The following is a 12045-nucleotide window of genomic DNA, read 5'->3' on the forward strand; positions in this document are numbered from 1 at the left end:
TCTAGATTTCGCCCCATGCTCAAAGCTGGAATCGTGGGGCTGCCCAACGTGGGCAAATCCACCCTGTTCAACGCCCTGGTGGCCAACGCCCAGGCCCAGGCGGCCAATTTCCCCTTCTGCACGATCGAGCCGAATGTGGGCGTTGTGGCAGTGCCTGACGGCCGGCTGCAGAGGCTCTCGGATCTCTCCAGCTCTCGTGAGATCGTCCCCACTCGGGTGGAGTTCGTCGACATCGCCGGTCTGGTGAAGGGAGCCAGTCAGGGGGAGGGCCTGGGTAACAAGTTCCTTGCCAACATCCGCGAGGTTGACGCGATCGTGCACGTGGTCCGCTGCTTCGAGGACGACGACGTCATCCACGTGTCTGGTGAGGTGGATCCGGTGCGCGACGCCGAAGTGATCAATCTGGAGCTGGGTCTGGCGGATCTGGGCCAGATCGAGAAGCGCCGCGAGCGGCTGAAGAAGCAGGCGCGCACCAGTAAGGAGGCCCAGGCCGAGGATGCCGCCCTGGCGCGGATCCAGGCGGAGCTCGAGCAGGGAGGTGCCGCCCGCAACGTGGAGCTGGGGGAGGAGGAGGTGCCCATGCTCAAGCCCCTCGGGCTGCTCACCGCCAAGCCGATCATCTACGCCACCAACGTCTCGGAAGACGATCTGGCCGAGGGCAATGCCCACAGCCGCTCCGTGGAGGAGCTGGCTTTGAAGGAAGGTGCCGAGGCCGTGCGCATCTCGGCCCAGGTGGAGGCGGAGCTGATTGAGCTGGGCGAGGCTGAGCGCGCTGACTATCTGGAGGGCCTGGGGGTCAGCGAGGGTGGGCTGCAGAGCCTGATCCACGCCACCTACCGCCTGCTGGGCCTGCGCACTTACTTCACCACCGGCGAGAAGGAAACCCGCGCCTGGACGATCACCGCCGGTATGACCGCCCCCCAGGCCGCCGGGGTGATCCACACCGACTTCGAGCGGGGCTTCATCCGTGCCCAGACCGTGGCCTATGCCCAGCTCGTGGAGGCCGGCTCCCTGCCGGAAGCCCGCAACCGCGGCTGGCTGCGCAGTGAGGGTAAGGAGTACGTGGTCCAGGAAGGAGACGTGATGGAGTTTCTGTTCAACGTCTGAGCAGATCGGCTCTCCCAGGCTCAGGTCAGGGCTCTGGATAGTTGAAGACCATCCCCTGCGGCACCCACTCGTGGTGGATGCTTGCGTCATAGACATACCAGGGGTCGGTGCGGGCGTAATCCTCCGGAAGGGTGTCCAGCAGTACCCAGGCGATGAATGCCACGGCCAGTTCCGTGGGGATCAAGTTGGGCTGGTTCATGCGGAAAAAGGCCGCCATCTCGAAGTCGGCCGGATCGGGAGTGCGCAGATCCGCCTGCATGTCCGTATCCACTTCCCCGGGGATCAGCTCGGCCACCGCCATGGTGGCCGAGCACTCCAGCTGCAGGGAGCGGCTCACGGAATGCAGGGCATGTTTGCTCATGCAGTAGAGGGAGAGCCCTGGGAAGGTTTCGTGGGCTGAGCGGGTGGAGAGATTCAGCACCCGGACTGCGGGCAGCATGCGCTGCGCCAAGGCCACACTCAGCCGCGCGGGGGCAATGGCCATGAGCGTCAGAGCCGCCGTCATGGCGTTGCTGGAGTGAGCCACCAGCGGACCGACCGGCGTGACCGCCCCGGCTCCATTCACCAGGGCTGCGATGCTCCGGGCGCCCAGGGCAAGCTCGATGCCCTCGATGGCAGCCTCGATTCCGGCGGGGGTGGAAAGATCAGCTTCCACCAGTTGCAGATCGTCGTCGTCGGCTGGCAGGGTGCAGCTCTCAATCCTGCGCACCACAGCAATCACGGGACGCCCGCGCTGGCGGAGCTGATTCACAAGCTCGCGGCCCAGGCCGCGACTGGCACCGGTGACCACGACGACGCCCGCTGGCAGTTGGTCAATCTGTGACATCGTAAAAACAATGGACGGTTAAAACCAATGGCTGGAACTCTGATGGGGTCAGGCTCCGCTTGGTGCATCAGTCTGCAGCCAGATCGAGGTTGAACCAGACTCGCTGGCGGGATTGGGATACTTGATCGCGATCACCATCGAGTCGGGCCCGAAGGGATGCTCCATCAGCGTTGTCGAGAATCCGGCCTCCTTCATCCAGCCGGTGTAGTCGGCGCAGTCGGCGCCTGTGTCATCGAAGCCGCCTGGTGTTTCGAGGAGCATGTTCATACTTATCAGCAGTCCAAAAGAATTCTGGAATCGATCGTCGTCTGAGGTACACGGCCATACCGGTCTGCAGGATTTTTTCAGGATTCACGGCTGCTGCATGGATGTCTGCTTGCCTGACTCGGTCACTCTGAATACAGGGCTCAAGACCAGTCCAGAGCCGGAAGCCCGCGGAAGGCGTGGCGTACGCCGGTGCTCCAGCCGGTGCTCAGGGCTGAGAAGTAGGGGTCGCCATCGAGGAAGCGGCGTCTGTGGCGAATGGCCAGGCTGTCGCGCTCGTACCAGATCAGGTCGATCGGCATGCCCACCGACAGATTGCTGCGCATGGTGGAATCGAAGGACACCAGTACGCATTTGGTGGCATCAGCCAATGTCGTGGCCGGGGTGATCACACGGTCGATGATCGGCTTGCCGTATTTCGCTTCGCCGGTCTGCAGGAAGGGTGTGTCTTCGCCAGCTTCGATGAAGTTGCCTTCGGCGTAGATGCGAAACAGCCGCGGGGCTTCCCCCCTGATCTGGCCGCCCAGAATGAATGAGGCGTTGAATTTCAGTGCACTGCCCTCCATGAAGGGGGCATCGCGATGCTCGATGTCGCGCATCGCATCCGATACCAGCATGGCCACATCGAACAGGGTCTGGGCGTTCCACAGGGTGGAGGTGCCATCGTTGCGACTGGCCCGCTGTTGCAGCAGGCTCACCACCGCCTGGGTGCCGGCCAGGCTGCCCGAACTGAGCAGAACGATCACCCGATCACCGGGCCGCTCAAAGGTGGTCATCTTGCAGAACCTGGCGAAATCATCGACGCCGGCATTGGTGCGCGAATCGGAGGCCATCACCAGACCCTCCTGCAGCAGCATGCCCACGCAATACGTCACAGTCTGATTTTCGCTTTGGCGGCTCCATTTTTACGGTGGACCCGCTCCAGCGTCTGTCCCGGCGGCGCCCCACTGAGGGGGGACAATGGGAGCAGCTGCAGTGGCCGGTGATGCCCACATCCCAGACGTCTCCCGCCAACGATCCGGAAGCGCCAATCAATCCGGCCGCTCCCGCCGATCACCCCCACAACTTCGAGGTTCAGAAGGAACTGCACCAGCGGATCCGCAACGACCCCGACTACGACGACTGGGAATACGGCACCGAGCCGCTCCCCCATGAGTCGGAAGCCTGGATCCGTGCCCAGAAGGCCAACGCCAACACCCAGGTCGAGGGCACCTGAGGGGCGCGCCATTGCTCAGGGGCCCGCCTGGATCCGCCGCTGACCGGGGTGGGGATGGAAGCGGTTCAGCTCCCCCACCAGCAGCAGCCCCAGCAGGCTCAGCATTGTCATCAAGAGCCAGAGGCCGGCTCCGTGCCGTTGGTTTTCCAGCAGCCAGCCCCCCACCAGAGGAGCCACAAACGAGCTGATCGCGAAGCACTGGGAGAACAGGGCCAGAGCCATCCCCTGGTGCGTTGCCGGAGTGATTTCGATCACCGCTTCACTGGCGGTTGGGAGGAAGGCCGCCGCCGCTGCCGCCAGGGGTACCTGGGCCAGCACCAGCAGGGGCAGGCTCTGCCAGCCCAGGGCTGAGAGGGCCAGCAGCAGGCTGCCGAGCGCAAAGCCAAGCAGGCTCCAGCCCAACCCAAAGGCCACCGGCCGCTCCGACAGCCAGCGCCCCAGAGGCCACTGGAACAGCAGCAGCAAGCTGAGCTGCAGGCCCAGCAGCAGGGCCCCGAGACTCTCGGGCAGCGGTGCCCGCTCCAGCCCACCGCGCACCAGATCCAGCGGCAAGGCGCTCTGCAGGAGCGACACCATGGCCGTGGCCAGCAGCGTCACCCCCAGCAGGGGGAGCAGGGGCTTCACCCACTGGCGCCAGGGCAGCCGGCGATCCCCGTCGCTGCTGGCGGCCGCCACGGGCAGAGGCGAGCGCAGCAGCAGGGTGATCACCACCACCATGCAGGCGATGTCGACCAGATAGATGCCGCGCAGGTGTCGGCTGCCCGCCAGCAGGGCTCCCAGCAGCACCCCCAGGGCCACGCCCAGGGCATCACCGGTTCTGACCAGCGCGTAGGCACGGCTGGTGGGCAGGGGCGGCGCACTCAGGGGAACCGCCAGCTCGATCGCCGGCCAGTAGATCCCCATCGCCGTGCCCAGCAGCACCTGCCCCAGCACGAAGGCGACGAAGGTTTCCGCCCTGAACAGCTGGCTGTCGGCCAGCACTGAGATCAGTGCCGCCAGCAGCACCGGCCGGGTGGTGCTGAGGCCATGGTCGAGCCACCAGCCGCTCAGCAGCCGCCCCAGGGTGCCGGCCAGTGCCGCGGCGGCCAGGCCCTGACCCACCTCCAGGGCCGAGAACTGCGCCTGGTGAAACACCACCGGGGTGAGATAGAGGATCCCCCCAGCCCCGAAGCTGCCCACCAGCCGGATCACGGTCAGTTCGCGCAGCGGCGCGGGAAACTGGAGCCACCAGATCGGTTGGCTTGCTCCTGCCTGCGGCTCAGTCACAACACGTTCGCCGGGGGCTGGCACTCCTGACCAGTCTGCTGGTGGGCTCGGCGACGCCGCTGCTGGCAGTTTCAGCTCGGGCCGCCGACCGGCTGGATGTGCAGCTCGATGGCCTCTCGCTGCCCCTCGATCTGCACCAGCTCGATGCCTGGAGCCGGGACCCGAAGGGCAGCCGCAGTGAACTGGCCATCTGGTTCGAGCTGCTCGATGAGCGCAGTCGCGACGATCTGGTGTCCTTGCTGCGGGCACCCCTGCTGCGTGACCGCGGCTTCGCTCTGCAGTTGCTGCAGAGCTGGGCTGGCCGCCAGGTGCTGCAGGAGGTGGGCGAACTGTTCGCTGGAGGGAAACCCGGCAGCGGCGTGCTGCTGCTCACCACCCTGCGGGAGCGGCTGCAGCGGCCCGAGCCGATTCGGTTCGTGGAACTGTTGCTGGCGGTGCCCACTCCCCAGCTCACCCTCGATCTCGATGGGCTGCTGCAGCTCGCGGGCCTCTGGCGGCAGCAGCTGGACGAGCAGGCTCTTGCGCTGAAGAGATTACGGGACCTGCCGCTGCGCATCCGGAAGGATTCAGCGACCAGGGAACGGCTCTCGGCGATTCAGCCTGAGCTCAGTCCCAGATCCATTGCCCTGACGGTGGCCCACCGGTCAGCCCCGCTGGAGCTTGAACTCTGGCCGGCCGCGACGCCCCGCCAGGGTTCATGGGTGGTGCTGATGCCGGGACTGGGGGGCAGCAGTGCCCAGCTCGGCTGGATGGCCCAGGGCCTGGCGGCCAGGGGCTGGCCGGTGGTTCTGATCGAGCACCCCGGCAGCAACGAGACGGCGGTGCGCCAGATGCTCGATGGCCAGCGCCCTCCGCCCGGGGCTGAAACCTTGCCCGATCGTCTGGCGGATGTGGAGGCGGTCCTGGCGGCGGAGGGGCAGGGGCAGATTCCCCGGCTTGGCCACTCGGTGGTGTTGATGGGCCACTCCCTGGGGGGGCTTTCGGCGCTGCTGGCGAGCGGTCTGCGCCCGGCCCCGGGCCTGGCCCGCCGCTGCGACCGGGCTCTGGATGTGATCCCCCTGATCAACATCTCCAGATTGCTGCAATGTCAGCTTCAGGAGGTGGCCCTGCCGGAGCCGGCCAGCGGCCAGCCGAGAACCCTGGCTGCCGTGGTGAGCCTGAACGGCTTCGGCAGCCTGCTCTGGCCTGGCCGTGGTCTGGAGCGGCTCAAGGCCCCGCTGCTGATCACAGGCGGCGGGCTGGATCTGGTCACCCCGCCGGTGAGCGAGCAGCTGGCACTGTTCCTGCAGCACCCGGATCCACGCAGCCGTCTGGTGATGGTGGAGGGCGGCAGCCACTTCTCCGTGGTGCGCGTCAAGGAGCACGAGCAGGCGCTCTGGCGGCTCGGTGATGGCCTGGTGGGGGTGGAGCCGGTGCGGGTCCAGGAGCTGCTGCTCAGCCTCACCAGCGAGTTCCTGGCGTCAGTGGACACGGCCGCGCCGATGGCCCCTCAGCGCCGCAGCCGCGATGGCGTGACGGCCTATGTGCTTGACGGCCGCAATGCCCGGCGCTGGCGCAGCCGCATCGGCCGCTGAAGGCGTGGCTCAGAAGCGGATGCGTGGATCCAGCACCGCCACCAGCATGTCCACCGTCACGCTCACCAGCACCACCAGGGCCGCCACCACCACCACAATCCCCTGCACCAGGGGGTAGTCGCGCTGGCCGATGGCCTCCTGCAGCCGGAAGGCGATGCCGGGCCAGGAGTAGGTGACCTCGATCAGCAGGGCGCCACCGATCAGAGACGCCACGGTGATACCTGTGATCGTGAGCACTGGCAGCAGCGCATTCGGCAGGGCATGGCGCAGCACCACCCGGGTTTCACTCAGGCCCCGGCTGCGGGCCGCTTCCACGTAGTCGGAGCGCAGCACCCTGCGGAGGTTGAGTCGCAGGGCGTTGGCGAAGATGCCGCTGAGCAGCAGGCCCAGGGTGCTGGCGGGCAGCACCAGGTGCCGCAGGCTGCCGGCCAGCTGCTGGGGATTGCCGGCGCGCAGGCTGTCGAGCAGATAGAAGCCGCTGCCGCTGGGAGGCATCAGGGTGGCGGGGAAGCGCCCTCCCACCGGCAGCCAGCCCAGCCAGACGGCGAAGATCAGCTGGATCACCATTGCGGCCCAGAACGGCGGCAGGGCATAGGTGCCGATGCCATAGAGCCTGCCGGCCAGATCGAGCCTGCCCTCGGGGCGAGCGATGCCGCTGAAGCCCACCGCCAACCCGAGCACCGCGGCGATCAGCAGCGCACACAGTCCCAGTTCGAGGCTGGCCGGCAGGCTCTGGCGGATCACCTCCAGCACCGGTGTCTGGTTGGTGAGCGATTCCCCCAGATTCCCCTTGACCAGATCGGCCAGGAAGTGGCCGTATTGGGCCGGCAGGGGCTGGTCGAGCCCCAGCTGCTGGCGCAGGGCCTGACGCGCCGCCTCCGGCGCCCGTGTGCCCAGCAGGGCGTCGATGGGATCCCCGGGCGCCAGCCGCAGCAGCAGAAACACCAGAGTGGCGATCAGCCAGAGCATCACAGGAGCGAGCAGCAGCCGGCTGCCCAGGTAGCCCAGCAGCTGACGGCGGCGGCTCATGGCGCAGGCCTCGAAGCGGCAGGCCGCTGCTGAAGCTGGCTGAGCACCACGCGGCCGGAACCATCGAACACGGGAGTGCTCAGGCTGGCCTGGGCCCAGGCCCGTGGCGCCACCAGCCAGACCGGGATGTAGGGGGCGGCGGCGGCGGTGTCCCGCTGCAGACGCCTCAGCAGCTCGATCCGCTCGCTTCCCTCCAGGCTCTGGCTGAGGAGCAGCTCCTCGTTCAGGCCCGGGCGGGTCCAGAAGCTGCCGCTGGCGGCACTGGGCCCTTCCAGGCAGCGATAGCCCACGGCCTTGTTGCAGCCCAGCAGCGGCTGCAGGTAGTTGTCGGCGTCGGGATAGTCGCCCATCCACTCCAGCAGGATCGAGGCGAAGGCCCCCTCGCCGAGCTGACGGTAGGCGGTGGTGGATTCCATGCCGCTCACCTCCAGAACGATGCAGTCACCCAGATCCCGGCGCAGCTGTTCCTTCCAGATCAGGGCGAAGAGTTTGTCGGCGGGGATGTTGGAGCGGAAGGTGAAGGGCAGGTTCAGCGTGCGGCCCCGGCAGTAGCCGGCCTGCTCGAACAGCCGCCGCGCCTGCGCCGGGTCGTAGGCCGGCCAGGCCGTCGGTTCGGAGCCGCTCAGGCTGGGGGGCACCAGATCTCGCAGCGGCGGCCGCAGGCCATGGGTCACCCGCTGGCTGATCAGTTCGTGGTCAAGGCTGTGGGCAATGGCACGGCGTACCAGCGGGTTCTTCAGGGGCGGCTGGTCGCTGAGCAGGGTCAGGTACCCGATCTCCAGCGCCGGACCAACCCCTTCCAGCAACCGTCCCCGTTGGGCGTCCTGGTGCAGGGAGAGCTGCTGGTCGCCCTCCAGGCTCGTGGAGAGCAGCACATCCACCTCGCCGCTGCGCATGGCCCCGTAGAGAGCCGTGGAGTTGCTGAGGTTGACCAGGTCAAGCCCCTTGTTGGCTGGACGCTCCCCCCAGTAGTCGTTGAAGGGCTCCAGCCGCTGCTGCTGGTCGGCGAAGAAGGTGAGCTTGTAAGGGCCAGTGCCCACGAAGCGGTCGTTGAGGAAGCGCTTGTCGTGGCTTCGGTAGGCAGTGGGGGAAAGGGGCGTGAGACTGACGGCGCTCAGCATCTGGGGCAGGGCGGTGAAGGGGCGCCGCAGCTTCAGTTCCAGCTCATGGCTGCCACTGGCCCGCACTGAAACGATTCGATCCCCCAGCAGATAACTGAGCTTGCCGATGGCCAGAAACCGCTCCAGGGTGAACACCATGGCGGCGGCATCGAAGCGGGTGCCGTCGTGGAAGCGGACTCCCTGCCGCAGCGGCACCCAGGCGGTGAGCCGATCCGGACTCAGCCTCGGCAGGGCCGTGGCCAGCCGTGGCTCCAGCTGACCCTTGGCATCGATCACGTAGAGCGGATCGCCGATGGCGCTGATCAGCTGGAGAGCCCCGAAGCTGTAGGTGGCGGCCGGGTCCACCGAATCGATCCTGGTGCGGCTGCCCACCACCAGCCGCCCCCCGGGCCCTTGGGGCTGACAACCCAGCAGCGCCCCCATCAGGATGGCCAGCAAGGACACCGTGCGCAGCCGCTTCAAGCCAGGCAAAGCGTTCAGGAGGCTCCTGGAGGATGGTCAGAGGCCCCCATTCAAGACCGCGACGGGCAGCTCTGGGAATGGGGCAGGTGATGAAGTTCCACCTGGCGGATCGACACCTCGAACACCGGAGAGCCGTGCCGCGCCAGGGGCCAGCGGCGCACCCAGCAGCGGTCATGGGGTGCATCGACACCGATCACCTGATACAGGCCATCGCTCGTGGGTCCGGCGCTGAGCGCCATGTCGGCACTGAGGTGAACGCAGTCACCCTGATGGAGGGTCATGGCGGTCGCTGGGCTGTGGGGCGAACGGCAGCCCTGATCGGGGCTGGCAGGGACGGCGGACAGGGCTGGGTACCGGGAAGCGGAGGAGTGGGGAAAAGCCGTTGTCGGCTCAGGATTTCGCAGGGGTTGCTCAGGTGGCGTTCAACCTGGACAACATGCGGCGCCAGGTGAGCGGATGAGCATCCGAATACTGCTGACGGAATGTTTATATCTTGGCCCTGCACGGCCCCTGCCCGTCAAGCGCAGCGGCATGAGCACTCGTTTTGGCCACCAGCAGGTCTGCTGATGGCCTCAGGGCCTCAGAGGGTGCGCAGGCAGGCTGCCACGCTCTGGACCCCTGAGATGGCCTGGATCGCGGCCAGGGCCGCCTGGAACCGGGCCTCCTCCACCTCGTGGGTGATCACCACGATTTCAGCCTGTCCACCGCTGGCCTCCAGCTGCACGATCGACTGGATCGAGACGTCCTCGTGACCGAAGCAACTGCCGATGCGGCCGATCACTCCGGCCTGGTCGCTGGTCTGCAGGCGCACGTAATTCCGGTGGCTGGTGCGGGAACTCTCCACCAGGCTGCAGCTGCGCCAGCGGCTGGCCGCCAGCAGGGGATCCAGCCCTCCGCCGGTGCCGCCCATCTGGCGGATGCCGGCGATGTTGAGGATGTCGGCCACCACGGCCGAAGCGGTGGGGCCTGCCCCTGCCCCAGGGCCGTAGAACATCACTTGTCCCACGGGATCTCCCTCCACCAGGATCGCGTTGTTGACCCCATTCACCACCGCCAGTGGATGGTCAGAGGGGACGAGCGTCGGATGCACACGCACATCAAGGCATTCGCTGCCATCTGCCGCAGTGCCAAGGTGCTGGGCCACCGCCAGCAGTTTCACCCGGTAGCCCAGCTGGCTGGCGTAGCTCACATCCCTCGCCTGCAGGTCACTGATGCCGACGGTGGGAATCAAGGAACGCTCCACCGAGCCGCCGAAGGCCAGCCCGGCGAGGATCGCGATTTTGTCGGCCGCGTCATGGCCCTCAACATCGGCGGCGGGATCGGCTTCGGCGTAACCCAGCTTCTGGGCCTCCGCCAGGACCTCGGCGTAAGCAGCCCCCTCATCCGTCATGCGGCTGAGGATGTAATTGGTGGTGCCGTTGATGATGCCGCTCACCCGTTGGATGCGGTTGCCTCCAAGGGATTGCTTGAGGGGCTCGATGATGGGAATGCCTCCGCCCACCGCCGCTTCGATCAGCACATAAACCCCTTGGCGGGCTGCTGCATCGGCGATTTCCTCGCCATGGCGGGCGATCACGGCCTTGTTGGCCGTCACCACCGACTTGCCGGCGGCAATGGCCGCGAGGATCAGGCTGCGGGCCGGCTCCAGCCCACCCATCACCTCCACGACGATCTCCACCGAGGGATCGTTCACCACCTCCGCCGGGTCAGTGCTGAGCAGCTCGGGTGGCAGGGCCACGGGCCGGGGGCGGCTCGGATCGCGCACGGCGATGCGCCGCAGCTCCAGCTCCGCCACCAGTGGATGGCGCCCTTCTGGGGAGGTGAGGATCTCGGCGACACCGGCTCCCACCGTGCCCAGACCGAGCAAGCCGATGCCGATGGTCATACCGATAACACCGCGAAACCGATGATCCTAGAAATCATTCCGCCGCCAGGCTCCTGGCCTGGGCCTGCATCATCTTGAGAATGTTCAGGAATCCATTGGCTCGGGAGGGGGTGAGGCTGGCCTGAAGGCCTGTCTCGGCCAGAAAGCCAGGGTCCAGACCAGCGGCCTGGTTGGGCGCCAGACCCTCCAGACCGGCGATCAGCAGTGCCAGCAGCCCCTTGGTGATCTGGGCATCGGAATCCCCCTGCCAGTGGAGCTTGCCGTCGACCAGTTGCCCCACCACATACACCTGGGAGACACAGCCTTTCACCTTGAACACCTCCTGCCGGAATTCCTCGGGCAGGGGGGCGAGCTTCTTGGCCAGCCACAGCACGTACTCGTAGCGGCGCTTGGGGTCGCTGGTGCCCCGCAGCCGCTCCACGATCGCGTCAAGGCTGTCGCTGCCGGTGCTCATGGACTGGGTCAAAAGAGAAGTGACCCCAGTGTGGCGCTTGCTCTCAGCCGCGGCGGCGCTGCTGGATCGCCAGCCCACCCACCAGAGCGCCCAGCCCGGTGATCCCGCCAATCAGCAGCAGCGATCGATGTTCATGCACTGAGAACAGCGTGGGCTTCAGCTCCGGATCGGAACTGCTCACCCGATCGAGCTGGGCCTGGCCCGCCTGGGTTGGCACCTCAAGGAAATCCCGGTGTCCGGGACCTGCATCCACCTGTAACTCCCAGTTGCCGTCAGCCCCCTTGGGCATGTTGAAGCTGAGGCGCCCCTTGGCATCGATCTGACCCACCTCCACGGGCTGGCCCCCATCGGGGGGCACCAGCCTCACTGTGGCGCCCTTCACGGGTTCACCATTGGAGAAGTGGCTCTCGAGCATCAGCCCGTCGCGCAGGGATTCCAGCCGATCCAGACTGGATTCGATCGCGTGGGCCTCGACCCTGCCTGGAGCCGCGATCAAGCCAACCAATGCCGCCAGCGCCGCGAGGGTGAGCTGGCTGGAGAGCCCGGTGAAACGTGGAGTCGTCATCGGCAGGGCGTGGTCGCGTCCGAGGGAAGTGGCTCTAAAACTAAGGCGACTTCAGGAGGCTGACCAGCGGCTGCCGGCAGCCTGACCCTTGCCGGCCTGGACCATGCGCACCATCGAGCTGACCATCATCGAGAGAGCTTCACTCGGCTGGGAGCGGTGGCCAAGCTCAGCGGCCATCACCCGCTCGGGCACCGTGCCGGCTCCGAATGCGGTGGCACCGACCCGACGGGCGGGAGAGGGGCGGGAGTGAACGAAGCTGAGGTCCAAGGAAGTTAG

Annotated in this window: 14 protein-coding genes; 3 read left to right on the forward strand and 11 right to left on the reverse strand. The window is 66.9% G+C overall.

Going from position 1 to position 12045, the window contains the following annotated elements; all coding sequences use genetic code 11:
* Positions 1-15 precede the first annotated feature (15 nt).
* Positions 16-1107, forward strand: a complete 1092-nt coding sequence (gene ychF / locus CJZ82_RS03195) for a redox-regulated ATPase YchF (RefSeq protein WP_094554343.1) — start codon at positions 16-18, stop codon at positions 1105-1107.
* 25 nt (positions 1108-1132) lie between these two features.
* Here the strand turns inward: ychF and CJZ82_RS03200 are convergent, their stop codons facing one another.
* From CJZ82_RS03200 to CJZ82_RS03210, 3 genes are all read right to left on the reverse strand, one after another.
* Positions 1133-1933, reverse strand: coding sequence for an SDR family NAD(P)-dependent oxidoreductase (locus tag CJZ82_RS03200; protein ID WP_094554344.1), 801 nt, complete (start codon positions 1931-1933; stop codon positions 1133-1135).
* A 48-nt stretch (positions 1934-1981) separates the two neighbouring features.
* Positions 1982-2194 (reverse strand): hypothetical protein, encoded by a 213-nt coding sequence (locus tag CJZ82_RS03205; RefSeq protein WP_233130000.1) that lies wholly within the window; start codon positions 2192-2194, stop codon positions 1982-1984.
* Positions 2195-2340: 146 nt separating this feature from the next.
* A complete protein-coding gene (locus CJZ82_RS03210) occupies positions 2341-3054 on the reverse strand; it encodes a peptidase (RefSeq protein WP_198949632.1) in 714 nt (237 codons plus the stop codon).
* Between the two features lie 128 nt (positions 3055-3182).
* Between CJZ82_RS03210 and CJZ82_RS03215 the strand changes: the two genes are divergently transcribed.
* Positions 3183-3413 carry a hypothetical protein gene (locus tag CJZ82_RS03215; protein WP_094554346.1) on the forward strand — a complete coding sequence of 77 codons (231 nt, stop codon included), beginning with the start codon at positions 3183-3185 and terminating at the stop codon, positions 3411-3413.
* 15 nt (positions 3414-3428) lie between these two features.
* Here the strand turns inward: CJZ82_RS03215 and CJZ82_RS03220 are convergent, their stop codons facing one another.
* Complete coding sequence (locus CJZ82_RS03220) at positions 3429-4679, reverse strand: MFS transporter (protein WP_233130001.1); 1251 nt, start codon at positions 4677-4679, stop codon at positions 3429-3431.
* Here CJZ82_RS03220 and CJZ82_RS03225 point away from each other — a divergent pair.
* Positions 4655-6253, forward strand: coding sequence for an alpha/beta fold hydrolase (locus CJZ82_RS03225; RefSeq protein ID WP_094554348.1), 1599 nt, complete (start codon positions 4655-4657; stop codon positions 6251-6253). The two genes, CJZ82_RS03220 and CJZ82_RS03225, sit on opposite strands and share 25 nt — an antisense overlap.
* 9 nt (positions 6254-6262) lie before the next feature.
* Here CJZ82_RS03225 and CJZ82_RS03230 read toward each other — a convergent pair whose 3' ends face one another.
* The 7 genes from CJZ82_RS03230 to CJZ82_RS03260 form a co-directional block, all read right to left on the reverse strand.
* Positions 6263-7282, reverse strand: coding sequence for an ABC transporter permease (locus CJZ82_RS03230; RefSeq protein WP_094554349.1), 1020 nt, complete (start codon positions 7280-7282; stop codon positions 6263-6265).
* The gene (locus CJZ82_RS03235) at positions 7279-8826 is read right to left on the reverse strand and encodes an ABC transporter substrate-binding protein (protein ID WP_233130012.1); all 1548 of its coding nucleotides are present in this window, start codon (positions 8824-8826) and stop codon (positions 7279-7281) included. The genes CJZ82_RS03230 and CJZ82_RS03235 overlap by 4 nt, the downstream gene beginning before the upstream one ends.
* 89 nt (positions 8827-8915) lie before the next feature.
* On the reverse strand, positions 8916-9146 hold the full coding sequence (locus CJZ82_RS03240) for a hypothetical protein (RefSeq protein ID WP_094554351.1): 231 nt from the start codon (positions 9144-9146) through the stop codon (positions 8916-8918).
* 299 nt (positions 9147-9445) lie between these two features.
* The gene (locus CJZ82_RS03245; RefSeq protein ID WP_198949633.1) at positions 9446-10750 is read right to left on the reverse strand and encodes a homoserine dehydrogenase; all 1305 of its coding nucleotides are present in this window, start codon (positions 10748-10750) and stop codon (positions 9446-9448) included.
* A 34-nt stretch (positions 10751-10784) separates the two neighbouring features.
* Entirely contained in the window at positions 10785-11204 is a 420-nt protein-coding gene (locus tag CJZ82_RS03250) for a SufE family protein (protein ID WP_094554415.1), read from the reverse strand.
* Positions 11205-11247: 43 nt separating this feature from the next.
* On the reverse strand, positions 11248-11769 hold the full coding sequence (locus tag CJZ82_RS03255) for a hypothetical protein (RefSeq protein WP_233130002.1): 522 nt from the start codon (positions 11767-11769) through the stop codon (positions 11248-11250).
* 51 nt (positions 11770-11820) lie between these two features.
* The gene (locus tag CJZ82_RS03260) at positions 11821-12036 is read right to left on the reverse strand and encodes a hypothetical protein (protein ID WP_094554353.1); all 216 of its coding nucleotides are present in this window, start codon (positions 12034-12036) and stop codon (positions 11821-11823) included.
* Positions 12037-12045 lie beyond the last annotated feature (9 nt).

This window comes from Synechococcus sp. 1G10, assembly GCF_002252625.1.
Classification (GTDB): domain Bacteria; phylum Cyanobacteriota; class Cyanobacteriia; order PCC-6307; family Cyanobiaceae; genus Regnicoccus_A.